The organism is Sinomonas terrae (genome assembly GCF_022539255.1).
Taxonomy (GTDB): Bacteria; Actinomycetota; Actinomycetes; order Actinomycetales; family Micrococcaceae; genus Sinomonas; species Sinomonas terrae.
In genome coordinates, this window is sequence record NZ_JAKZBV010000001.1 from 4,322,821 (window position 1) to 4,344,270 (window position 21,450).

At 68.0% G+C, this 21,450-nt stretch carries 22 protein-coding genes; 12 read left to right on the plus strand and 10 right to left on the minus strand.

Going from position 1 to position 21,450, the window contains the following annotated elements:
* Nucleotides 1-125: 125 nt before the first annotated feature.
* A complete protein-coding gene (locus tag L0M17_RS20070) occupies nucleotides 126-1,034 on the plus strand; it encodes an Abi family protein (protein ID WP_241056129.1) in 909 nt (302 codons plus the stop codon).
* 117 nt (nucleotides 1,035-1,151) lie between these two features.
* On the opposite strand, the gene L0M17_RS22790 is transcribed toward L0M17_RS20070, so the two are convergent.
* The gene (locus L0M17_RS22790; protein ID WP_241056130.1) at nucleotides 1,152-1,814 is read right to left on the minus strand and encodes a DUF4190 domain-containing protein; all 663 of its coding nucleotides are present in this window, start codon (nucleotides 1,812-1,814) and stop codon (nucleotides 1,152-1,154) included.
* Between the two features lie 166 nt (nucleotides 1,815-1,980).
* Between L0M17_RS22790 and pgm the strand changes: the two genes are divergently transcribed.
* The 3 genes from pgm to L0M17_RS20090 all read left to right on the plus strand — a co-directional run bounded on the left by pgm (nucleotide 1,981) and on the right by L0M17_RS20090 (nucleotide 5,728).
* Nucleotides 1,981-3,636 (plus strand): phosphoglucomutase (alpha-D-glucose-1,6-bisphosphate-dependent), encoded by a 1,656-nt coding sequence (pgm, locus tag L0M17_RS20080; protein WP_241056131.1) that lies wholly within the window; start codon nucleotides 1,981-1,983, stop codon nucleotides 3,634-3,636.
* Between the two features lie 170 nt (nucleotides 3,637-3,806).
* On the plus strand, nucleotides 3,807-4,265 hold the full coding sequence (locus L0M17_RS20085) for a MarR family winged helix-turn-helix transcriptional regulator (protein WP_241056132.1): 459 nt from the start codon (nucleotides 3,807-3,809) through the stop codon (nucleotides 4,263-4,265).
* Nucleotides 4,262-5,728, plus strand: coding sequence for an MFS transporter (locus L0M17_RS20090; protein WP_241056133.1), 1,467 nt, complete (start codon nucleotides 4,262-4,264; stop codon nucleotides 5,726-5,728). Before L0M17_RS20085 ends, L0M17_RS20090 begins: the two co-directional genes overlap by 4 nt.
* Before the next feature lie 220 nt (nucleotides 5,729-5,948).
* On the opposite strand, the gene L0M17_RS20095 is transcribed toward L0M17_RS20090, so the two are convergent.
* On the minus strand, nucleotides 5,949-6,554 hold the full coding sequence (locus L0M17_RS20095) for a malonic semialdehyde reductase (RefSeq protein WP_241056134.1): 606 nt from the start codon (nucleotides 6,552-6,554) through the stop codon (nucleotides 5,949-5,951).
* Nucleotides 6,555-6,745: 191 nt separating this feature from the next.
* On the opposite strand from L0M17_RS20095, the gene L0M17_RS20100 reads away from it, so the two are divergent.
* Nucleotides 6,746-8,035 carry a uracil-xanthine permease family protein gene (locus L0M17_RS20100; RefSeq protein ID WP_241056135.1) on the plus strand — a complete coding sequence of 430 codons (1,290 nt, stop codon included), beginning with the start codon at nucleotides 6,746-6,748 and terminating at the stop codon, nucleotides 8,033-8,035.
* Between the two features lie 34 nt (nucleotides 8,036-8,069).
* Nucleotides 8,070-9,509, plus strand: coding sequence for an amino acid permease (locus tag L0M17_RS20105; protein WP_241056136.1), 1,440 nt, complete (start codon nucleotides 8,070-8,072; stop codon nucleotides 9,507-9,509).
* Here the strand turns inward: L0M17_RS20105 and L0M17_RS20110 are convergent.
* Entirely contained in the window at nucleotides 9,506-10,621 is a 1,116-nt protein-coding gene (locus L0M17_RS20110) for a glycerate kinase (RefSeq protein ID WP_241056137.1), read from the minus strand. The genes L0M17_RS20105 and L0M17_RS20110 overlap by 4 nt on opposite strands.
* Before the next feature lie 47 nt (nucleotides 10,622-10,668).
* On the opposite strand from L0M17_RS20110, the gene L0M17_RS20115 reads away from it, so the two are divergent.
* On the plus strand, nucleotides 10,669-11,262 hold the full coding sequence (locus L0M17_RS20115) for a TMEM175 family protein (RefSeq protein ID WP_241056138.1): 594 nt from the start codon (nucleotides 10,669-10,671) through the stop codon (nucleotides 11,260-11,262).
* A 195-nt stretch (nucleotides 11,263-11,457) separates the two neighbouring features.
* Here L0M17_RS20115 and L0M17_RS20120 read toward each other — a convergent pair whose 3' ends face one another.
* Both L0M17_RS20120 and L0M17_RS20125 read right to left on the minus strand, forming a co-directional pair.
* The gene (locus L0M17_RS20120; RefSeq protein WP_241056139.1) at nucleotides 11,458-13,128 is read right to left on the minus strand and encodes an alkaline phosphatase family protein; all 1,671 of its coding nucleotides are present in this window, start codon (nucleotides 13,126-13,128) and stop codon (nucleotides 11,458-11,460) included.
* A 201-nt stretch (nucleotides 13,129-13,329) separates the two neighbouring features.
* Nucleotides 13,330-14,097 carry a glycerophosphodiester phosphodiesterase family protein gene (locus L0M17_RS20125; protein WP_241056140.1) on the minus strand — a complete coding sequence of 256 codons (768 nt, stop codon included), beginning with the start codon at nucleotides 14,095-14,097 and terminating at the stop codon, nucleotides 13,330-13,332.
* Nucleotides 14,098-14,130: 33 nt separating this feature from the next.
* Here L0M17_RS20125 and L0M17_RS20130 point away from each other — a divergent pair, with 33 nt between their 5' ends.
* Together L0M17_RS20130 and L0M17_RS20135 are read left to right on the plus strand one after the other, a co-directional pair.
* The gene (locus L0M17_RS20130; RefSeq protein ID WP_241056141.1) at nucleotides 14,131-14,625 is read left to right on the plus strand and encodes an NUDIX domain-containing protein; all 495 of its coding nucleotides are present in this window, start codon (nucleotides 14,131-14,133) and stop codon (nucleotides 14,623-14,625) included.
* Nucleotides 14,622-15,485, plus strand: a complete 864-nt coding sequence (locus tag L0M17_RS20135; protein ID WP_241056142.1) for a PhzF family phenazine biosynthesis protein — start codon at nucleotides 14,622-14,624, stop codon at nucleotides 15,483-15,485. The genes L0M17_RS20130 and L0M17_RS20135 overlap by 4 nt, the downstream gene beginning before the upstream one ends.
* A gap of 38 nt (nucleotides 15,486-15,523) precedes the next feature.
* Here L0M17_RS20135 and L0M17_RS20140 read toward each other — a convergent pair whose 3' ends face one another.
* Nucleotides 15,524-16,441: a S1C family serine protease gene (locus L0M17_RS20140; RefSeq protein ID WP_241056143.1), complete on the minus strand. Its 918-nt coding sequence runs from the start codon at nucleotides 16,439-16,441 to the stop codon at nucleotides 15,524-15,526.
* 143 nt (nucleotides 16,442-16,584) lie between these two features.
* Between L0M17_RS20140 and L0M17_RS20145 the strand changes: the two genes are divergently transcribed.
* Nucleotides 16,585-16,734, plus strand: coding sequence for a lmo0937 family membrane protein (locus L0M17_RS20145; protein ID WP_197061919.1), 150 nt, complete (start codon nucleotides 16,585-16,587; stop codon nucleotides 16,732-16,734).
* A gap of 176 nt (nucleotides 16,735-16,910) precedes the next feature.
* The gene (locus tag L0M17_RS20150; RefSeq protein WP_241056144.1) at nucleotides 16,911-17,120 is read left to right on the plus strand and encodes a hypothetical protein; all 210 of its coding nucleotides are present in this window, start codon (nucleotides 16,911-16,913) and stop codon (nucleotides 17,118-17,120) included.
* Between the two features lie 4 nt (nucleotides 17,121-17,124).
* Here the strand turns inward: L0M17_RS20150 and L0M17_RS20155 are convergent, their stop codons facing one another.
* The 4 genes from L0M17_RS20155 to L0M17_RS20170 are packed head-to-tail and all read right to left on the minus strand — an operon-like array spanning nucleotide 17,125 to nucleotide 20,259.
* Nucleotides 17,125-17,937 carry an HAD family hydrolase gene (locus L0M17_RS20155; protein ID WP_241056145.1) on the minus strand — a complete coding sequence of 271 codons (813 nt, stop codon included), beginning with the start codon at nucleotides 17,935-17,937 and terminating at the stop codon, nucleotides 17,125-17,127.
* Nucleotides 17,934-18,494, minus strand: a complete 561-nt coding sequence (locus tag L0M17_RS20160) for a YbhB/YbcL family Raf kinase inhibitor-like protein (RefSeq protein WP_241056146.1) — start codon at nucleotides 18,492-18,494, stop codon at nucleotides 17,934-17,936. The genes L0M17_RS20155 and L0M17_RS20160 overlap by 4 nt, the downstream gene beginning before the upstream one ends.
* 26 nt (nucleotides 18,495-18,520) lie before the next feature.
* Nucleotides 18,521-19,459: a carbohydrate kinase family protein gene (locus L0M17_RS20165; RefSeq protein WP_241056147.1), complete on the minus strand. Its 939-nt coding sequence runs from the start codon at nucleotides 19,457-19,459 to the stop codon at nucleotides 18,521-18,523.
* Between the two features lie 5 nt (nucleotides 19,460-19,464).
* Nucleotides 19,465-20,259 (minus strand): alpha/beta hydrolase family protein, encoded by a 795-nt coding sequence (locus L0M17_RS20170; protein WP_241056148.1) that lies wholly within the window; start codon nucleotides 20,257-20,259, stop codon nucleotides 19,465-19,467.
* A 67-nt stretch (nucleotides 20,260-20,326) separates the two neighbouring features.
* Between L0M17_RS20170 and L0M17_RS20175 the strand changes: the two genes are divergently transcribed.
* Complete coding sequence (locus L0M17_RS20175; protein WP_241056149.1) at nucleotides 20,327-21,430, plus strand: GTP pyrophosphokinase; 1,104 nt, start codon at nucleotides 20,327-20,329, stop codon at nucleotides 21,428-21,430.
* Nucleotides 21,431-21,450: the final 20 nt, after the last annotated feature.

The following is a 21,450-nucleotide window of genomic DNA, read 5'->3' on the forward strand; positions in this document are numbered from 1 at the left end:
GGTTTTCTTTTCGCAGGGGGATAACTGTGGCGGCCTATGATCGTCCCTACTTGACCTATGAACAACAGGTCGAACTTATGGTGTCCCGAGGTCTGGAGTGCGCTTCTCGTGACGACGCAGCAACGATGCTGGCCCAGATCGGATATTACCGCCTCTCCGCGTACACCTACCCATTCCGGAAGCTGCTCGCTCCCGGCGCCCCGGAAGAGTCCCCCGTCCAATTCCGCCAGGCGGAGTTCATGCCGGGCTACTCGATCGATCACGCCCTGAGCCTCTATGTGTTCGATCACTCTCTGAGGATGCTTTGTCTGGATGCACTGAAGATCGTCGAAGTAGCGCTGCGCGCCCGCGTCGCTTACGTCTTGGGCAAGCGGGACCCGTTCGGGTACCTCGAACGCGGCGCTCTCGACGAGGACACGTGTCGGAACCACGCCCCCAACGGCGCCGAGGGCGACATGTTCGAGTACTGGATGCGGTGCTACGCAGACCAGCAAGCGCGTGCGACGTCCGAGGATTTCGTTCGACACTACGTCCATAAGTACGGGGGTCGGCTTCCGGTGTGGGTCGCTGTCGAAGTACTGGACTTCGGCGCCATCACCAGGCTCTACAGCCTGCTGAAGCGAGAGGACCAGAACGAGATCTCCAGAGGTTGGGGAGTTGCGAACGCGCGTCAGCTTCACAGCTGGCTCCTGACCCTCGGGAATGTCAGGAACCTTTGCGCCCACCACTCCCGTCTCTGGAACAAAAACCTCACATACGCGATAGGCCGCTTCAACCCTAGGATCGTCGGACCCGACCTGAGACACATCTCTGATTTCGACCGGCCAAAGAAGCTGTATGCGGCCCTCGCGATTCTTGCGTACCTAGTGACGCAGATTGACCCCACAACTAACTGGCCTCGAACGCTCAAGACCAAAGTGGCGAGGAAGTTCCCCGCCATACCAGGTCTTTCTCCTGAGACTGAGATGGGGTTTCCGTCCGGATGGACCGAGCAACCCTTATGGAACTATGAGCCCGTCAAGAGGGATGGCTGAGTCCGCAGCCAGTCCGCAAGAAGTCCAGCGGAGCCCGTCTCCGACCATCGCTCCCCTACCCCAGAAACGCCGAAATCTCGCGGATCTCAATGGTTCCCAGCACCGCTCAATTACCGGTCAGTAGTTGTAGCTGTACTGGCTGATCGAGGCGATACCGATCACGAGGAACGCAATGACCACAATGCTGACGAGCAGGCAGAAGTAGCCGGTCGCGAGACCCGCGATGGCGAAGCCGCGGCCAGCAGGCTCCCGCGACAGCGCGAGGTGGCCGAGCACGATCGCCGCAAGCTGCGGCAGGAGCAGGAAGCCGAAGCCGAGCAGGGACGCGATGCCGCAGACCATCGAGACGATGCTGAGGGTTCGCGGCTCAGGCTGGGCGTAGGAATAGGGCTGGGGATACTGCGGCTGCTGATAGCCGTACGACGGCGGGTACTCCTGGCCGTAGGGCGGCGGTGCGGACTGGTTCTGGCCGCCCGGGGCGTATGGGCTCGTTCCGTAGGGGCTCGTTCCGTACGGGCTCGTTCCGTAGGGGTTCTGGGAGTACGGGCTTTGGGAGTACGGGTTCGGGGAGTAGGGGCCCTGTCCGTAGGGGCCCTGACTGTAGGGGCCACTCGTGCCGTAGGGGGAAGCGGAGGCCCCGGGGACGCTCGGTGCCTGGGGAACAGGGGGGATCGGACGAGTCGCGTGCCGGTGCTCGCGCGAGATCGGTTCGGTCGGGCGCTCGTCTGCCGGCTCGCGCGGCGACTCGCCTTGGTCAGGGCCCTCGTTGGACTCGGACACGTCTCCCCCTCTGTCTCGAAATACTTCCGACGGGATGCTTCCACCAGCCTACTCGCGCAATTGTCGGGCTACAGGTGCGCCGAGAACGGCAAAATGGCGCAGGTCACTCCCGGAAATCTTCAGGCAGACGACACGTACTGTCGGTGTTCTCTGCCAAGCTATGGGCATGGCTAACCGAGCAGGCACCGTTGCCCTTCCCAGTGATCTTGTCGACATCACGGCACTTCTCGATGCCTATTACGACATCTCGCCGGACCTGAGCGACCCGGGACAGCGGGTGGCGTTCGGGACCTCGGGCCACCGGGGATCGAGCCTCAGGGCATCCTTCAACGAGAAGCACATCGCCGCAATCACCCAGGCGATCGTCGAATACCGGGCCGGTCAGGGCATCCGCGGGCCGCTGTTCCTCGCGAAGGACACCCATGGGCTGAGCGAGCCGGCGACGAACACTGCGCTCGAGGTGCTCGCTGCCAACGGGGTGACCGTCCTCGTGGACGCCCGTCACGGCTACACTCCGACGCCTTCGCTCAGCCACGCAATCCTCAAATACAACGCCGGCCGCGCCCAGGACGACCCGGCAAGGGCCGACGGCATTGTCGTGACGCCGAGCCACAATCCGCCGGCCGACGGCGGCTTCAAGTACAACCCTCCGCACGGCGGGCCCGCGGACACCGACGCGACGAGCTGGATCGCCGACCGGGCGAACTCACTCCTCGAGGCGAACCTTGAGGGCGTCAAGCGGGTCCAGCTCCAGGAAGCGCTCTCGGCCGAGACCACGGGCCAGTACGACTTCCTCTCAAGCTACGTCGACGATCTCCCCCTCGTGCTCGACGTCGCGGCAATCCGCGACGCCGGAGTGCGCATCGGAGCCGACCCCATGGGCGGCGCGTCCGTGGACTACTGGGGTGAAATCGGCGAGCGCCACCACCTCAATCTCACGGTCGTGAACCCGACGGTCGACCCCCAGTGGGCCTTCATGACCTTGGACTGGGACGAGAAGATCCGGATGGACTGCTCCTCCCCCTCGGCGATGGCCGGCCTCATCTCGAAGGTCAACTCGGGCGAGACCAAGTTCGACATCGCGACGGGCAACGACGCGGACGCCGACCGGCATGGCATCGTGACGCCCGACGCAGGCCTCATGAACCCGAACCACTACCTCTCGGTCGCGATCGACTACCTGTACCGCAACCGATCGGGGTGGCGCCCCGATGCGGTGGTCGGCAAGACGCTCGTGAGCTCGTCGATGATCGACCGGGTGGCGGAGGGCCTCGACCGGAAGCTCGTTGAAGTGCCGGTCGGGTTCAAGTGGTTCGTGCCGGGCCTGCTGAGCGGCGAGGGTGCATTCGGCGGTGAGGAAAGCGCCGGCGCGAGCTTCGTCAAGCTCGACGGCGGGGTGTGGACGACCGACAAGGACGGCATCCTCCTGTGCCTCCTCGCCTCGGAGATCCAGGCCGTCACAGGGCAGAGCCCCTCCCAGCGCTACGCTGACCTCGCCGCGAAGTACGGGTCGCCGTCGTACGCGCGAATCGATGCCGCTGCCAACCGGGAGCAGAAGGCAAAGCTCGGGAAGCTCTCCGCCGCGGACGTGACGGCCATGGAGCTCGCAGGCGAGACCATCACCGCGAAGCTGACCGAGGCCCCCGGCAACGGTGCCAAGATCGGCGGCCTCAAGGTGACCACGGAGAACGCGTGGTTCGCAGCCCGCCCCTCCGGCACAGAGGACGTCTACAAGATCTACGCAGAGTCGTTCAAGGGCGAGGAGCACCTCAAGCAGGTGCAGGCCGAGGCGAAGGCGCTCGTGGACTCGGTCATCGCCTGACCTTGCGCCGTCACCTTTGCAGGGTGTCCACCCGGCAAAGGTGACGGCGCGACGGAAATGGGGCGCGACGGAAATCGGGCGCGGCGGAAATCGGGACGCAACCTGCGTGAGTGCGATCACGTGAGCCCAGTCATATGCTTAGCAAAGGTAATGAGCTATGCTAAGTAACGATGACCACTCCAGCAACCACTCCAGATACCGAAGCCGTCCCAGACCTCGGCGAGCTCGCCGTCGAACTGCGCGTAGCCATCATGCGCACGTCTCGCGTGCTACGGACTCAGGCGGGCAGCGACGTCGTCACCCCGGGCCAGACGACCGTGCTCGGCCTCCTTGCCAAGCGCGGCCCACAGACCATGCGTCAGCTCGCTGACGCAGAGCGTGTCCAGGCACCGAGCATGACTCGCACGGTCAACGCGCTCTCTGCGCAGAATCTGGTCGAACGGACGGAAAACCCGACAGATGGCCGGCAGGTCGTCGTCGCCCTCACCCCGGAGGGGGTCGCTGTCCTCGAGGAGTCCCGCCGCCTGCGGTCTGAATGGCTCGCGAGCCGTCTCGAGGGACTACCCGAACGCGACAGAGCCGTCATGCACCGCGCCGCCGAGATCCTCGTGGAGATGTGCGCCCGATGAGCAAGATGTTCAGCGCCCTCCGCCACCCCAACTACCGCCTCTGGGCCAGCGGGGCGGTCGTCTCGAACGTCGGAACCTGGATGCAGCGCGTCGCCCAGGACTGGCTGGTCCTGACCGCGCTGACCAACCACGACGGCGCGGCCGTCGGCGTCACGACCGGTCTCCAGTTCCTCCCTATCCTCGTCCTCGGACCCTACGCGGGCGTGGTCGGTGACAGGCTCGACAAGCGCAAGCTGCTCGTCGGCACCCAGGCCGCGATGGGCGCGCTCGCCCTCCTGCAGGCCGTCCTCGTGCTCTCGGGCGTCGCCCAGCTGTGGGAGATCTACGCGATTGCGCTGCTCCTCGGCGTCGCGAGCGCCTTCGACGCCCCTGCACGGCAGGCCTTCGTCTCCGAGCTCGTGGGGCGGCAGGACGTGTCGAACGCGGTCGCCCTCAACAGCGCGTCCTTCAACCTCGCCCGCCTCGCCGGGCCGGGCATCGCAGGCGTCCTCATCAGCGTTATCGGCACGGGTTGGGTGTTCATGCTCAATGCGGCGTCATTCGCGGCCGTCATTGCCTCGCTCATCAAGCTCCGCGTGGACCTTCTGCATCGTTCCGCGCCGGTTCCGCGGGGCAAGCACCAGATCATCGAGGGCGTCCGCTACGTGCGGAGCCAACCGCGGACGCTCCTCATCATGGCGATGGCAGGCGTCGTCGGCATGTTCACCCTGAACTTCCAGGTGACGAACGCGCTCATGGCCGCGAACGTGTTCCACACGGGCCCCGATGCGTACGGCCTCCTCGGCTCCGTCATGGCTGTCGGCACCCTCGGCGGAGCGCTGCTCTCCGCACGACGGCGGAACCCCCGCATGAGCCTCCTCGTCGGGGCAGCCGTGCTGCTTGGCCTCGCGACCCTCGTCGCCGCCGTCATGCCCGCCTACCTCTGGTTCGCCGTCATGCTCGTCCCGGTGGGCCTGACGTCGATGACGTTCCTCAACCTCTGCAACACGATCGTGCAGCTCAACACGGACTCCCGGTACCGAGGGCGTGTTCTGGCGCTCTACATGGCGGTCATCCAGGGCGGGACGCCCATCGGGGCGCCGATCATCGGGTGGGTGGCCAACACGGGTGGAGCTCGTTGGTCCCTGCTTATCGGTGGTGCGGCAGCTCTCGTGGCCGGCATCCTCGGCATCGTGGCCCTCACCCGATGGGGCGAGGGGACGATCCGCGAACAGCTGCGGGCGGTCTGGGCCGCGCGCCGCGATGATGACGAGGCGGACGACGCCGGCGCTTTGGCTCCAGCAGTCACGGCTTCATCCCCCGTGCTCACCCCCGTGGAGCGTCCACGCAGCGAACGTCCGGAGTGCAAGACCGCTCCCTCCGCGGGGCGCCCTCGTACGATCCCCTCGCAGCGCACTGCCACCGGAAGCGTTCCCCGCGTGTCCGGCCAGCGGGACCGTGGGGAGAGGGTGCCCAAGCCCTAGTCGCGTCAGGAAATGGCCACTCGTCAGGGGATAAGTGGCCACTCGTCGTGAGGGAAGTGGCCACTCGTCGTGAAGCAAGTGGCCACTCGTCGTGAAGGAAGTGGCCACTCGTCGGGTGAGAGGTGGCCACTCGTCGGGGGAGAAGTGGCCCCTCGTTGCTGAGGCAACGAGGGGCCACTTGTTGCGCGACCAGTGGTCACGAGGCGAGGTCGTGCGAGGCTCAGAGGGTCTCGACGACGTCCTCGTACGCGAACTTCGTCTTCACGGGGCCGAAGGCGTCCACGCCCGGGAGGCCGATGTTCACCACGAGGAAGCTCTTGCGTCCGCCCTCGGGGAAGAACTCGGCGTCGATCGCGTCGAAGTTCGCGCCGGTCATAGGGCCAGCCGCGAAGCCGAGCGCGCGCACGGCGAGGATGAAGTAGCCGGCCTGAAGGTGCGCGTTGTCGCGGCCGGTGCCGTAGCGGAGGGACTCGTCGGCGTCGTACATGGCCTTGGCGCGGAGGGCGACGGGGAGGAACTGGTCCCACTTCTCGTGCCACTCGGTATCGAACGCAAGGACTGCGACGAGCGGTGCGTTGCGCGTCTTCTCCTGATTGCCCGGCATCATGTGGGCGACGAGCCGCTCGCGAGCCTCCGCCGAGCGGACGTACGTGACCCGAAGCGGCTGGTTGTTGAAAGCGGTGGGGCCGAACTTCGTGAGCTCGTAGATGGCCTGCGCCTGCTCCTCAGTCACCTCTCCGGTGAACGAGTTGGCTGTGCGGGCCTCGACGAACAGAGCGTCGACGGCGGCTGCGTCCAGGGCGGCTTCCTGATGGGCGATGCTCATGGGATCTCCTTCTCCACGATCCGACGGCGGCCGAGGCGGCCGCCCTCTCAAGGGGTGAAACCCGCCGTCGTCCGCTCCGCTTCCGAGATCTGCGGTGAGATTGACCACACGCCTGCGCAGGCCGCCGTCGTACGCACACGTAAGATTTCTCTCTGGCACGCACCCCCACCCACACCGGAAGGCGACCCCCCATGAGCATGCTCGGAACTCGCTGGAGCCTCCACGGAGACGGCCGCTCCGTCCTCCCCGGCGAGGTCGTCGCACCGCAGGAGCGGCTCGCGTGGCCGCTGACGATCGGAATCGGCCTCCAGCACGTGGTCGCGATGTTCGGCTCGACGTTCCTCGTGCCGATCCTCACGCACATGCCCCCGGCGACGACCCTCTTCTTCTCGGGCATCGGGACCATCCTGTTCCTGGTCATCACGCGCGGACGTGTGCCGAGCTATCTCGGTTCCTCCTTCGCATTCATCGCACCGATCCTCGCCTCGCAGCAGCAGTTCGGCGTGGCGGGGGCGCTCGGCGGCGTAGTGGCTGCCGGAATCGTCCTCGCGCTCGTCGGCGCAGTGGTCCAGGCGTTCGGTGCGCATTGGATCAACATCGTCATGCCGCCGGTCGTAACCGGCTCGATCGTGGCGCTCATCGGCCTGAACCTCGCGCCGTCGGCGAAGCAGAACTTCACCGCAGCGCCGATCACGGCTTTCGTGACGCTCCTCGCGATCATCCTCGCGAGCGTCCTGTTCCGCGGGATCCTGGGCCGGCTGAGCATCCTCCTCGGCGTTGTGGTGGGCTACGTCGTGGCGATCGCGCGGGGCGAGGTCAACTTCTCGGGCGTCGGTTCGGCGGCTTGGATCGGGCTCCCCCATTTCCAGACGCCAGCCTTCCATGTGGGGGTCCTCGGTCTGTTCGTCCCGGTGGTGCTCGTGCTGGTGGCGGAGAACGTGGGGCACGTCAAGAGCGTCTCCGCGATGACGGGCCAGAACCTCGACGGCGTGGCCGGCCGGGCCCTCATCGCCGACGGGATCGCCACGACCCTCGCGGGGTTCGGCGGTGGCTCCGGCACCACCACGTACGCCGAGAACATCGGCGTCATGGCAGCGACGAAGGTCTACTCGACGGCCGCCTACTGGGTTGCGGGACTGTGCGCGCTGGCGCTCAGCTTCTCGCCCAAGTTCGGCGAACTCATCGCGACCGTCCCGGCAGGGGTGCTCGGCGGCGCAGCGACGATGCTCTACGGCATGATCGGCGTGCTCGGCGTCAAGATCTGGGTCCAGGGCAGGGTCAACTTCTCGAACCAGATCAACATCACGACGGCGGCCGTCGCCCTCATTGTCGGCGTCGCCGACTACACGTGGAACGTGGGCCAGCTGAGCTTCGCCGGGATCGCGCTCGGTTCGGCGGCGGCGCTGCTGATCTACCACGGCATGACAGGGCTCGCGCGCTGGCGCGGTACCGTACGGGAGCCCGAGAGTGAGAGCGTCTAGGCTGGCAGGAGCCAACGCGAGCAGGAGGGGTCCGATGACGAGCTCACAGCAGTCCATTCTCCGGCGGAAGCCGATCGGCGAGATCGAGGAGGAGCAGGGCGTCGGGCACCTCTCCAAATCGCTCGGCCTATGGCAGCTCACGGCGATCGGGGTCGGCGGCATCATCGGCGCCGGAATCTTCTCCCTCGCCGGCGCGGTCGCCCACCAGACCGCCGGCCCCGCCGTCCTCATCTCGTTCCTCGTAGCGGGCGTCGCGAGTGCCGCGGCGGCCCTCTCCTACGCGGAGTTCGCTGGCATGATCCCGAAGGCGGGCTCGGCGTACACGTACGGGTACGCATCGCTCGGCGAGATCGTCGGCTGGTTCATCGGCTGGGACCTGCTCCTCGAGTACACGGCGATCGTCGCCGTCGTCGCCATCGGCATCTCGGGCTACTTCGGCTTCCTCGTCGGTCAGCTCGGCGTCGACCTGCCCGCTTGGATGCTGGGGGCGCCCGGCACGGGGGCGGGCCACGTCGTCGACGTCTTCGCCATCATCCTGTGCCTCCTGACGGCGTGGATCCTCACGCGCGGAATCCGCAGCACGGGCCGCTTCGAGCTCGTGATCGTGGCGCTCAAGGTGCTGCTCGTCGTCGTCATCGTGGTGCTCGGCGTGTTCCACATCAACAGCGCGAACTACCACCCCTACTTCCCGTTCGGCTTCGGCGGCGTGATGACGGGGGCGGCGACGGTCTTCTTCGCGGTGTTCGGCTACGACGCGATGAGCACGGCGGCGGAAGAGTCGCGCGACGCGACGAAGCACATGCCGAAGGCGATCATCTATTCGCTCGCGATCGCGATGGCCCTCTACGTGCTCGCGACCCTCGTACTGACGGGCATGCAGAAGTACACCGAGATCGACCCCAAGTCCGGCTTTGCGAGCGCCTTCTCAGCCGTGGGCCTGCCGGCGGTCGCGGACGTGATCGCGGTCGGCGCGATCGTCTCGATCCTCACCGTCATGCTGACCTTCATGCTCGGCGTCACGCGCGTGTGGTTCTCGATGAGCCGCGACGGGCTCCTTCCCAAGTGGTTCGCCAAGACGCACCCTGAGCGGCAGGTCCCGACCCGCGTCACGTGGATCGTCGGTGTCGGTTCGGCCATCCTCGCGGGGGTGCTGCCGATCAACACCGTCGCCGAGCTCACGAACATCGGGATCCTCTCTGCGTTCGTGGTGGTCTGCGTGGCTGTGATCGTCCTTCGCTACCGCAGCCCCGAGATTCCCCGCACCTTCCGGACGCCGTGGATGCCGGTCGTCCCCGCGGTCGGCGTCCTGTTCTCGCTCTGGCTCATCATCTCCCTGCCGTGGGAAACGTGGGTGCGCTTCGTCGTCTGGCTCGTGATCGGCCTCGCCATCTACTTCGGCTACTCGCGGCGCAACTCGCTGCTCAATCCGCAAAGCCCGCGGCACACGACGACGGCGGCGGACGGCCGCGGCTAGGCGCCTGCTAGGAGCTCCGCCACCGCGCGTCGGACGTACGGACCGGCCTCCGCGATCGCCTCGGCCGGGCTCGGGGCGAGGTCGACCAGGGCGCCCGCGACCTCGATCCCATGCTCGGCAAGCTCCTCCGGCGTAGCGAGGATGCGCCCGGCGACAGCAACCACGGGAATGCCCCGCTCACGCGCGCGATCCGCGAGCGCGATGGGAGCCTTGCCCGTGAGCGACTGCCCATCCAGCGAGCCCTCGCCCGTGATCACGAGATCGGCTCCGTCGAGCTGGGCATCGAGACCGACGAGGTCCGCCACCAGCTCGAAGCCGCTCTCGAGCTCGGCGTCCGTGTACGCGAGGAAGGCGGCCGGGAAGCCGCCCGCTGCGCCCGACCCTGGGACGTCGACGTCCCGGCCCGTTGCTTCGGCGAGCACTCGCGCCCACGTGCGGAGGCCGGCGTCGAGCGCTTCGACGGTCTCGGGGTCGGCACCCTTCTGCGGACCGAAGATGTGGGCCGCGCCGTCGGGGCCGTGGAGCGGGTTGCGGACGTCGACCGCGATGCGGAACCGCGTGCGCGCCAGCCTGGGGTCGAGGGCGGAGGCGTCGAGGGCGACAACGTCGGCAAGCGCCGCGCCGCCGAGCGGGACGACGTTTCCCGCCGAGTCAACGGGTGTGAGACCGAGCGCTCGGAGGGCGCCGGAGCCGCCGTCGCTCATCGCCGAGCCGCCGACTCCGATGACGATTTCGGTGGCCCCGGCGTCGAGCGCGGCAGCGATGAGCTGGCCGGCGCCGTAGGAATGGGCTCGACGGGCCGTTTCCGCGGTCGGTTCGCCGTCGAGGGCTGCGAGGCCAGAAGACTGGGCCGTCTCGATGACCGCCGTCGTTCCCTTGAGGGCCCAAGAAGCGCCGACGGGGCGGAGGATCGGGCCGACGACGGCGTTGTTCCGCTCCTCGAAGCCCGCGGCGACGGCCGCCTCGAGCGTGCCCTCACCGCCATCCGCGATCGGGACCCGGGTGATCTCCGCGTCCGGGTAGACGCTCAGGGCCCCTTCGGCCATCGCGTCGGCGGCCTCGGCCGCGGTGAGCGAGCCCTTGAACTTGTCCGGGGCGATGAGAATGCGCATTCGACCATCCTGCCAGCTGGGGACGAGCAGCGTGATTCAATCGTCGCGTGGAGACCAATCGAGTCGAGGCCTTCAGCGATGGCGTTCTGGCCATTGCCATCACGATCATGGTGCTCGAGCTCAAGACCCCGAGCGCACCGGACGTGCACGGTGTCCTCGAAGTCCTGCCGACGCTGCTCACGTACGTCTTGAGCTTCGTGTACGTGGGAATCTACTGGACCAACCACCACCACCTCATGCACCTGAGCGACAAGGTGGACGGCGGCGCGCTGTGGGCGAACCTCAATCTGCTCTTCTGGCTCTCCCTCGTGCCGTTCACGACCCGGTGGATGGACGAAAGCAATCTCAGCTCGCTGCCCGTTCTCGTGTACGGCATCAATCTCCTGCTCGCAGCCATCGCGTACACGCTCCTCCAGACAAGGCTCATCAGGATCCAAGGCGCGGACAGCCGCCTCGCCCGCGCGATCCGGAGCGACGCGAAGGGCAAGTGGTCCCTCGCGATCTACGTGGTCGGGTGTGCGGGGGCATTTGTCTCCGTGTGGATCAGTGCCGCGGCCTACGTGGGGGTGGCGGCCATGTGGATCATTCCCGACAGGCGCATCGAGCGGGCCGTCTCGGGGCAGAGCGAGACCGAGGGTTAGACAGAGGCGGGGCTCCGGCCTGTCCCCCCGGCCTGTCGCCCGCTCCGGCTTATCCCCCGCTCCAGCCCGTTTCTGGGGCGCCCGAACCCGTTTCTGCCGCGACGCGCCGCGCCCCCGACCGATTGGGAAAACACAACCGGGCGGGAGCGCGGCCTGGGTGTGGCCGGCGCCGAGGGTGGCCGGCACCTCGCGCGGTCAGTGCTGCGGGAGAACCTTCGTCCCCTCGATCTGGACTGCCTGGAGCGCGTTCACGTTGAGGCCGAGCTCGCGCAGGATCGTCGGAGCGATCTGAGTGGTCTCAACAGTGCTGCTCACGGTCGAGGCACCGGAGTCGGAGCCCTGCGAGACGACGATCGGCACGTGACGGTCCTGCGGATCAGCGCCGCCGTGCTCCGCGATCTTGCCTTTGCCGCCCGTGTAGACGACGCCGTGCTGGACGATTCCGAAGATGTCGGGAATGCGCGAATCAGAAGCGGCCGTGTGGAAGAAGTCCGCGACCTGCGAGCCGGCGTAGACCGTGGCGAGGCCGGAGTTCTGGACAGTGAGCGGCGACCCTGCGACGTTGTTGCCCGCGGCGGAGTGCGAGAGGAGGTACTGCTTCGCGAAGTCGGCAGCCGCCTGCGTGTGCTGGGTCAGCCAGAGCTGCATGACATCGTCATCAGTGGAGAAGGCGACGAGGTTGCCCGTGTGGCCCGCTGCCTGCCAGGCCGCGTTGAGCCCGTCGATGATCGGCCCGTCGTCGACGCGCTTGAGCGAGGCGGAGTCGGTGGGCGACTGGCCGTGCTTCGCGGAGAGGATCACCGTGGTCTTCTTGGCGTCCGGGGTCTTCGCAATCGCTGCGGTCATCTGGCCGACCTCGGTGTTGATGTAGTCGAGCGCCCGCGTCAGGAGCGGGCCCGGGGTCACGCCGTCGGCGAGGTAGCCACCGGCGAGGCCGTCAGAGGCGGGGAGCTTCTGGGCGGTCGAGACGGTCTGGAAGTTCATGCCGAAGATGCCCGGTTCGCCCACGCTCTGCGTACCCGAGTGGCCCTTGCCCGCGATCTCGTTGAGCACGGCCTGGACCTTGTACGTGTCGTACTGCTGGGTCGCGGCGTTGTCCGTGGTCCAGTCGCCCGAGTAGCCCGCGATCGAGGAGTCGGAGTTGATCTCCGGCGCGAAGAGGTCATCGATGCCCGTACCGGACGGCCCGCTAAGGATGTCGTACGCGACGTGCTTGTCCGACCATGCGGTGTTCAGTCCGGCCTGCTTCGCGACCTCGAAGACCGTGTTCACCTTGAGGTACTGGTTCGGGTACACCGGCTTGCACGTCGTGGGGTCCACGGGCAGCGCGGCCGGGTTGAGGAGCGACTTCGCATTCCCGGTCATCTGGAGGATGCTGTTCGGCAGGCCGGCGAGGCCCTGGCCGGCGTCGAGCGCGTTCTGGTTGAGGTCGGCCGCCTCGGTGAACGCGACCTCAGCGCCGGGCGTTGCGCCCGCGCAGTTGGTGGTGCCGGCCGGGAGGAGGGCGCGGTTGTACGTGTCGTCGTAGTAGACGCCGGTCGTGCCGGGGTTGCCGCCGGTGACCTGGGCGACCATGCCCGGGAACGAGTCCGACGGGATGGGCGTCTGCGCGTTCGTGTAGCTCGTGCCGTGGCCCACGAGGGCGGCGAGTGCGGAAGCGGGGTGCGTCCTGACGTACCAGTCGAGGTCCGACTGGTGCAGGCCGTCCACCGAAAGGAGGAGGACGTGCTTGCCTGCGTTGGCACGCTGCGCAGTGGCCGCGGCAGGTGCCGCGACGGCAGCCGTCGCGGCACCGCTTGCCACCGTCGCCGCAGTGAGCGCCGCGCCGAGCACGGCCGCGGCGGCACGTTTCGTAGTGCTCTTCATGATTCTCCGTTCCGGCGCCCGCAGCGCCTCATGCCTGACGGCCCTCGCGATGGACCCGCCAGAGATCGTGCCAGCCGTGAACGAAGGGACGACGCCGGAGAGCGCCTCGGGCGGGAGAGTTCTCCCAGACTTCGGCTCCGTTTTCCCGTTCTCCCAGAAAACTCTCGGGAAATTCCGAGCAGTTTCCCCTTTTCGCTGGCCTTACCGCGCTGGTGGCCAGGCGCCGCGAGCAGTGAGGACCTCCCGCAGTATGTCCGCCCGGTCGCTCATGAGCCCGTCCACGCCGAGGTCCAGCAATCGAACCATGTCCGCGGCATCGTTGACGGTCCACACGTGGACCTGCCGTCCGAGAGCGTGGGCCCGGGCGAGGAACCGCGGGGTCATGACGGGGAGCCGCCCCTGCCGCTCCGGAACCTGGAAGCAGTCGACATCGCGAAGTGCCCAACGGAGCAGGCCGGGCGGGAAGGCTGGCCCCCCGTAGGCGAGGAGCGCGACCGTCCGCATGCCGGCCGACGACGGGACCCGGCGCGAGAGCCGAGCGAGGACGCCCCGTCGTCGTGCGTCCGAGGACGAGGCGACGAGGACGCGGTCGTGGAGGCACATCCTCTCGATGGCAGCGGCCAGGGGGACCACGGCCGCGGCGCTCTTGACGTCGACGTTCAGATACGCGTCCGGGAGGTCCTCCGCGAGCTCCTCGAAGCGCGGAACCCGCTCGCCGCCGCCGACCCGGGCGCGTGAGACCTCCGACCACGCGAGGCCAGCGATCGGGCCCGTCCGGTCCGTCACGCGATCGAGCGTGTCGTCGTGGAAGACGGCCAGGACACCGTCCGCAGTTGCGTGCACGTCCGTCTCGAGGTGGGTGAAGCCGAGGTTCCATGCCGTGCGGAAGGCCGTGAGCGTGTTCTCTAGACCCTCGGGCGAGAAGCCGCGGTGGGCGAACGCTAGTGGAGGCAGGTCCAGGTAGCTCACGCGCCTCACGGTACCGCGGGTAGGCTCAAATCCATGGAAAAGCTGGAGGATCTCAGCCCGGTCAGCCGGGAGTACTTCCGCACTCTCCCCCGCCGCCGCGTGGCCGCCGGCCTCGTGATTCGCGACGAGGAAGGCTGCGTCCTGGCCGTGAAGCCCAACTACAAGGAGGGGTGGCTCATGCCGGGGGGCACAGTCGACCCCGGCGAAGCGCCCCGCACGGCGGCGCGGCGCGAAGGCCGCGAGGAGCTCGGGCTCGACATCGAGCCGGGCTCCCTGCTGCTCATCGCGCATTCGGCGTTCCCCGACCCGGTCGGGGACGGCCTCGTCTTCCTCTATGACGGAGGGAGCCTCCCCGACGCCGCCGAGATCGTCCTCCAGGAGGAGGAGCTGACCGAGTGGAAGTTCGTGCCGCCCGGCGAGTTCGAGGACTACTTCGGCGAGCATGGGGCGGTGCATGTGAGATCCGCGCTCACAGGGCTCGCGGAGGGCCGGACGCTCGAACTCGAGGACGGGGTCGAGCTCGTATGAGCCGCAGGTTCAGCCAAGTCGACGTCTTCACCTCAGAGTTCCTGCGCGGCAACCCCGTCGCGGTCGTCCACGACGCCGCGGGGATCTCCGACGAGGATATGGCGGCGTTCGCCCGCTGGACGAACCTCTCCGAGACGACGTTCCTCCTCCCGCCGGCCCAGCGGGGCGCCGACTACCGGCTCCGCATCTTCACGCCCGGCGGCGAGCTGCCCTTCGCCGGCCACCCGACGCTCGGCTCGGCGCGGGCGTGGCTCGAGGCGGGCGGGGTGCCTGCCGCCCCGGGGCGGCTCGTCCAGGAGTGCGGCGTGGGCCTCGTGACCATAGCCGACGACGGCGGGAGGCTCGCCTTCGCGGCTCCGCCGTTGCTGCGCTCGGGACCTGTCGACCCGGCCGAGCTCGCCGTCGTCGCGCGCTCGCTCGGGCTTACCGCGGACGACGTCGTTGACGCCGCGTGGGTGGACAACGGTCCAGGTTGGGTCGGGCTGCTGCTCCAGGACGCTGAGGCCGTCCTCGGTCTGCGGCCGGACTTCGCCGCGATGGGCGGCTACCAAGTGGGCGTGATCGGGCCCTATGGCGAGGCTGCTCGAGCCGAGAATTCCGGGCCGGCGTTCGAGGTCCGCGCCTTCTGCCCCGACCTCGCGGTTCCGGAGGACCCCGTGACGGGCAGCCTCAACGCGGGGCTCGCCCAGTGGCTCATCGGGAGGGGGCGCGCGCCGTCGTCGTACGTTGCCCAGCAGGGGACGGCGCTCGGGCGACGTGGCCTCGTCCGAGTCAGCGCGGATGAGGCGGCCGGGGACGGCGGGGAGATCTGGATCGGCGGAGACACCGTTGTGGGGATCCTCGGCGAGGTCGCGTTTTAGGAGAACCTAGTTCTCGAAGGACCTAGTTCTAGAAGAACCTAGTCGACGAGCTCGGCCGGCTCGGCTACAACATCGACCATCGCCTCGCCGCGGAGGACCGTGATCTCCGTCCGGCGCCCGATCGCGTCCTCGAACATGTGCTTCTGAAGCGATTGGGCGTCCGCGAGCGGCGCGCCGTTGATGGCGAGCAGCAGATCGCCGGGGCGGATGCCGCTCAACGCCGCCGGGCTTCCCGCGACGACCTCGGCGACGCGGAGCGCTCGCCTCCGGCCCGTCCGCGCTGCCCACCGGTCATCCAGCGGGGTCGGGACGCTCACGAGCCCCAGGTACGCGCGCCGCACCCGTCCGTCCTCCCGGAGCGCCCCCAGAATGCGACGCGTCGTCGCGTTGATCGGAACGGCTAGTCCGAGCCCGACTCCTGCCACCGCCGTATTGATGCCGACCACCCGGCCCTTGGAATCCGCGAGCGCGCCGCCCGAGTTCCCTGGGTTGAGCGCGGCGTCCGTCTGGATCACGTCCTCGATGAGGCGGGAGGCGGTGCGTCCTTGCGCGGGCATCGAGCGACCGAGCGCGCTCACGACGCCGGCCGTCACGCTGCCTTCGAGTCCGAGAGGGCTTCCCACGGCTACGACGAGCGAGCCGACGAGGAGGCGGTCCGCGTTACCGAACTCGGGCGGCTGGGGAACTGCGATCGTGGTGCGCAGGACGGCAAGGTCCGAGAGCGGGTCGCGGCCCACCACGTAGAAGCGACCGGACGAGCCATCCGCGAAGGCGACTTCGCCCTCGGAGAGCCGCCCGACCACGTGCGCGTTGGTGACCAGGTGGCCCTCCGAGCTCATCACGACGGCCGACCCCGAGCCGCGAACGGTCCGGACCGAGGCAACCCGGGGCGTCAGATGCCGTGCCACACCCGTGACGACCTCGGAATAGGCGTCCAGGACTTCGTCATCGCTCACATGAGCAAAACGCTCAGGATGCCAAGGCCGATTCCCTTGATCGCCGCAGGCGAACCCAAACCTTCGAAGGTCCTCCCGTTTGAAGAAAAACAATACGGGTATCAATTGGACACGTATCCACTAACCGAACCGAGGAGGCCACCGTGCTGCTGTGGATCGCTATTATCCTTTTCGTCCTCTGGCTTCTGGGCTTCATCGCCCTCCCGACGCTGGGCGGATGGGTGCACATTCTGATCGTGCTCGCCGTGATCGCACTCATCGTCCATTTGGTGAGGGGGCGGCGCGCGGTCTAGCAGCGGCGCGCTGACTGCCCCGGCCAGAACGGCCCGCCGAGGTGCTGCCAGACGGCACCTCGGCGTTGCCGTGTCTGGGACCATTCGAAATATGGTCTCAGGGCCGGGAGAACGCGCACAATGTGCGTGAACATGTAATCCGCACAGGAGGTTTCACGTTGCTCTGGACCGCGATCGTGCTTTTTGTCATCTGGGTTCTCGGCGTCATCGGAAACGTCGGGCCTGGTATCCACTACTTTCTTTTCATGGCCGTTGGCTTCTTCATCGTCTGGTCCATGAAGCGGGCGGGTGCGCACCGCTACGAGGAGGTCGAACACACCGTAGTCACGACGCAACCCGCCGTGGGCGCGGGGGGCCCGCACCGGACTCGCGGAATCAGGAAATAGGGCCTTATCCCGCCTTGCGCAGCCCGGCGAGCTTGCGCTCGAGGACCTGCGCAACGCCGTCGTCCTCGATGCCCGGGGCGTGGAGCTCCGTGGCAGCGAGGGCGCGGGGGTGGCCCGAGGACATCGCGTAGCCCTCGCCCGCCCAAGTGAGCATCTCGACGTCGTTCGGCATGTCTCCGAACGCCACGACGTCCTCCGCCGGGACGCCGAGCGCGTGCGCGTATTCGGCAAGCGTCACGGCCTTGTTGACGCCGAGGGGCGCCATCTCGAGCATCGTCAGGTCGAGCGCCGAATGCGTGACGGACACAAGATGCCCGATGTGGGGGGCAACCGCCCGGAAGTAGTCCTCGGCCGACATGCCCTCGATCTTGGCCATGAACTTCACAACCTCGTCGCCCGTCACGAGGTCCTCGAGCCTCCCGTGGCGCACCTCCCCGAGGAGATGGCGGTGGCGAGGCTCCGCGAATCCCGTCTCCATGACGAACTCTTCGGCCGTCTCCGCGGCGAATGACGTCTTTGGGAACAGGCCCCGGACAATGTCCCGCACCTCGAGCATTGTGTGGCGCGAAATGCCCTGCGATGAGACGACGGACATTGTCGAGAGGTCGTAGACGAGGGCGCCGTTCGAACAGATCACGGTGCCCGTGTGCTGGAGCTGCTCGCTCAGCGGAGTGAGCCAGCGGGCCGGGCGCCCGGTCACGAAGACCACGGCGATCCCGGCCGCCTCGCAGCCTTGGAGGGCACGGATCGTCCGCTCGGAGATCCGCCCCTCCCGGCTCAGGATCGTTCCGTCGATATCGCTTGCGACAAGCCTCACTGGACCTCGAAGTGACCGGTCAGCTGCGCCCGGCCGAGCGTGTGGAAGAAGAGGTTGAAGCCGAGGAAGGCCGGCGTCGCGTCGGGGCCGACATCGAGCCGGTCGACGTCGACCGCGTGCACGGTGACGATGTAGCGGTGTGGGCCGTGCCCCTTCGGCGGGGCGGCACCCACGAAGCCCGCGTATCCGGCGTCGTTCTTGAGCTCGATCGCTCCCTCGGGGAGGCTCGCATCGGAATCGGACGGGCCCATCCCGTCCGCGCTGCCGCCCGCTCCCTCGGGGAGCTCGTCGACAGTCGCGGGGATGTTCGCGACAGCCCAGTGCCAGAAGCCGCTCGCGGTCGGGGCGTCGGGGTCGTAGACCGTGACGCAGTAGCTCTTCGTGCCCTCGGGCGCGCCCGACCAGCTGAGCTGGGGTGAGAGGTCCTTCCCGCCCGGCACCTGGAAGACGCCGCTCACCTGGTTCGGCGCGAGCGTGCCTCCGTCCTCGATGTCCCCCGAGGTGACGCTGAAGGACTCGACCTGAGGCAGATCGTCATACGGATTGTGCTTGGCCATGAACACTCCTTGCTCACGTTGCCCCGCTACAGCGGGAGGATGTCCCTCACTTCGGCCCGGGTGGGCGGGTTGGCGCCCGGCCGGGAGACGGTGACCGCGGCGGCCCGCGCCGCGAAGTCGAGGATACGCCGCAGCTCGTCGGCGTCCACCCGGCGCAGCTCCGAGCGCCGCTGCGCGCCGTCTAGCTCGCGGTCGACGACGCCGCTCAGCAGCGCCGACATGAACGAGTCACCCGCGCCGACAGTGTCCGCGACCCGGACCTTCGCTGCGGGGACCTCTGCCTCGCCGTCCGCGCAGATGCCCCATGGCCCGTCGCCGCCGCGCGTGACGACGACGATCGAGGGCTCCTCGGGCGCGCCGAGGGTCTTCCAGCGGCGGGCGGAATCGAGCGGGTCGACGCCCGGGTACAGCCACGCGAGGTCCTCGTCCGAGGCCTTGACGACGTCGGCGAGCGCCACGAATCGTTCCACGAGCGGGCGGACCGCCTCGCGGTCTGTCGTGATGGTGGGGCGGCAGTTGGGATCGAAGCCGATGGTCGCGCGGGGCCGGGCACGTTCGACGGCGGAGAGCACCTGGGCGGCCCCGGGCTCGAGGACCGTCGCGATCGACCCGGTGTGCAGGAGCGTCGTGGCGCCGAGGATCGTGGAGAGGCGGTCCCGCAGGTCGGGGAGATGCCAGTCGAGGTCGAACATGTAGGTCGCGGCGCCCTTGTGATCCAGCTCGGCGATCGCAGTGGAGGTCGGCGTCTCGTCCGGAGGAAGGGGTACGAGGACGCCCGAGGATTTGAGGTGCTCGGTGAGGAGGCGGCCGTTCGCGTCATCGCCGTAGCGACCGATGAACTGCACCGGATGGTCGAGCCTTGCAAGCCCGATCGCGACGTTGAGGGGACTGCCGCCCGGATGCGCCTCCGTGCCCGTCGGCTTGCGGACGACGTCGATGAGGCCCTCGCCGATGACAGTGAGCATGGGGCCTACGGTAGCAGTCTGTCGAGGAGCGCGCGGCACGTTTCGTAGGCCTCCTCGCCCGGGCTGATGAGGGCGGAATGATCACCGACTGTCTCGAGGAGCTCGGCCGGATCGCCTGCCGCTCGCGCGGCCTCGACGTACGCCTCGGACAGTTCGAACGGCACGGCGTCGTCCGCGCGCGAGTGGACGGCCAGAACCGGGACGCCTGTGGGCAGCCGGCGCATCGGATCGGCGAGCGCGTACTCCTCGGGAAGCGCGGATTCGGGGCCTCCCATAAGGTTCACCGCGGCGTCGTTGCTCAGGCGCAGGCGGTGAGCGGCGGAGAGATCGAGGACGCCGGCCTGGCTGACGACGCCGACGAGCGGCACTGCCGGCGACTCGCCGCCCGCCCGGGCGGCCTGCGCTGCGCGGCCCGCTGCCCAGACCGCGAGGTGGCCGCCGGCGGAGTGGCCGAGGGCGGCGACGCGCCGTGGGTCGATGGCGCCGTCCGTGAACTCCGCGAGGTTCGCAAGGTGATCGATGCCCATGGCGACGTCCCGAAACGTGGCCGGCCAGCCGCCGTCGCCCGCCTTTCCGCCGCTGCCAGCGCGCCTGTATTCCAGGTTCCACACTGCGTAGCCGCGCTCGACCAGGTCGAGAGAGGCTGGTACGCCCAGCTCCGCCGTCCATTGGTCGCGCCAGTAGCCCCCGTGGATCACGACGACGGTGCCGCGCGCCGTTTCGGTGTTGCCACTGGGCAGGAAGAGTTCGCCCCACTGGTCGCGATGGGGCCCATAGGGGATACGTTCGCGAGTAGCCACGCCCATCACCCTACGTTGCACAAGGGAAGAGGCCGTGGGTGTCGGTGCCGATTGCTACCGTGAAGGCATGGCCACCAACTATGACCGCTTGGACGCGGGGCAGCGCGCGATCGTCGATGCGTCCGTCGAGACGTATGCCCGGGTGCGCCCGGCTCTCAAGGCGGTCACGAGCGACGTCCTGCACACCCTGCGCGACATGTTCAAGGACAGCGAGGAGGCCGATCCCCTCTTCGTCACGGGCCGCACCAAGACGGTGGAGTCGTTCAAGGAGAAGATCTCTCGCCTCGATCCGCCGTCAGAGCCCGGCGGGACCCCGACCCTCAAGTTCCCAGACCCGTTCCGCATCCTCAACGACATGGTCGGCGTCCGGGTCATCACGCGGCTACCACGCGACAACGCGATCGCGGCGAACCTGATCAAGCGGCAGCGCGACATCTTCGACTGCCGTGGCGACCGTGAGAAGGCGATCGGCTCGATCGAATCCGGCACCTACGGCTATTCGAGCCGGCACCTGATCCTGCGCACCCTGCAGAACGACGCCGTCAAGGCCTACCAAGCGGTCTTCAACCCTGAGCTGCCTTCCAACGGCAGCTACTTCTTCGAATGCCAGATCCGCACGATCTTCGCCCACGCCTGGAGTGAGATCGAGCACGACATCCGCTTCAAGAGCAGCGACCCGCGTGCCTGGAGCCCGCAGTTCGACCGCCAGTTCACTGCGACGGCCGCGATGCTCGAGGTCGTCGAGAAGGAGTTCGCTGAGCTGCACGAACGGTACGAGAAGGTCCGCAGCTTCTGGAACGAGGCCGGCGAGGGCGGGCAGCCGCTCACCCCGGACCGGATCCGCGATGTGTGGCAGACACTCCTCCCGCACGTGGACCGCAAGGTCGACGACGACTGGGGCTGGGCCGCGGAGCTCGTTGCCGCGCATGGTTTCACGCACACGTGGCAGCTCGTCGAACTGCTCGACGCCGAACGGATCACGGAGGTCCGCAAGGCGCTGGACCACCGCTACTCCCCCGGTCCGGACAGGCTGCTCGACGACCTTCTGCTGTGGCGGTTCGGCCGCGACCACATCGACCTCACCGCCGAGCCCGCCGAGTCGCCGGTTCACCCCCGGCGGGACAGCCTCCAGCGGCGGCTGAAGCAGATTGAGCGGTACAGGCTCAACTGACGGGCGGAGAGGTCGAATTC

Excerpts from the sequence above, each read along its gene's own strand:
- L0M17_RS20070 (WP_241056129.1), top strand. The coding sequence starts at position 126 with ATGCTGGCCCAGATCGGATATTACCGCCTCTCCGCGTACACCTACCCA.
- pgm (WP_241056131.1), top strand. The coding sequence starts at position 1,981 with ATGGCTAACCGAGCAGGCACCGTTGCCCTTCCCAGTGATCTTGTCGAC.
- L0M17_RS20085 (WP_241056132.1), top strand. The coding sequence starts at position 3,807 with ATGACCACTCCAGCAACCACTCCAGATACCGAAGCCGTCCCAGACCTC.
- L0M17_RS20090 (WP_241056133.1), top strand. The coding sequence starts at position 4,262 with ATGAGCAAGATGTTCAGCGCCCTCCGCCACCCCAACTACCGCCTCTGG.
- L0M17_RS20095 (WP_241056134.1), bottom strand. The coding sequence starts at position 6,554 with ATGAGCATCGCCCATCAGGAAGCCGCCCTGGACGCAGCCGCCGTCGAC.
- L0M17_RS20100 (WP_241056135.1), top strand. The coding sequence starts at position 6,746 with ATGAGCATGCTCGGAACTCGCTGGAGCCTCCACGGAGACGGCCGCTCC.
- L0M17_RS20105 (WP_241056136.1), top strand. The coding sequence starts at position 8,070 with ATGACGAGCTCACAGCAGTCCATTCTCCGGCGGAAGCCGATCGGCGAG.
- L0M17_RS20110 (WP_241056137.1), bottom strand. The coding sequence starts at position 10,621 with ATGCGCATTCTCATCGCCCCGGACAAGTTCAAGGGCTCGCTCACCGCG.
- L0M17_RS20120 (WP_241056139.1), bottom strand. The coding sequence starts at position 13,128 with ATGAAGAGCACTACGAAACGTGCCGCCGCGGCCGTGCTCGGCGCGGCG.
- L0M17_RS20130 (WP_241056141.1), top strand. The coding sequence starts at position 14,131 with ATGGAAAAGCTGGAGGATCTCAGCCCGGTCAGCCGGGAGTACTTCCGC.
- L0M17_RS20135 (WP_241056142.1), top strand. The coding sequence starts at position 14,622 with ATGAGCCGCAGGTTCAGCCAAGTCGACGTCTTCACCTCAGAGTTCCTG.
- L0M17_RS20160 (WP_241056146.1), bottom strand. The coding sequence starts at position 18,494 with ATGGCCAAGCACAATCCGTATGACGATCTGCCTCAGGTCGAGTCCTTC.
- L0M17_RS20165 (WP_241056147.1), bottom strand. The coding sequence starts at position 19,459 with ATGCTCACTGTCATCGGCGAGGGCCTCATCGACGTCGTCCGCAAGCCG.
- L0M17_RS20175 (WP_241056149.1), top strand. The coding sequence starts at position 20,327 with ATGGCCACCAACTATGACCGCTTGGACGCGGGGCAGCGCGCGATCGTC.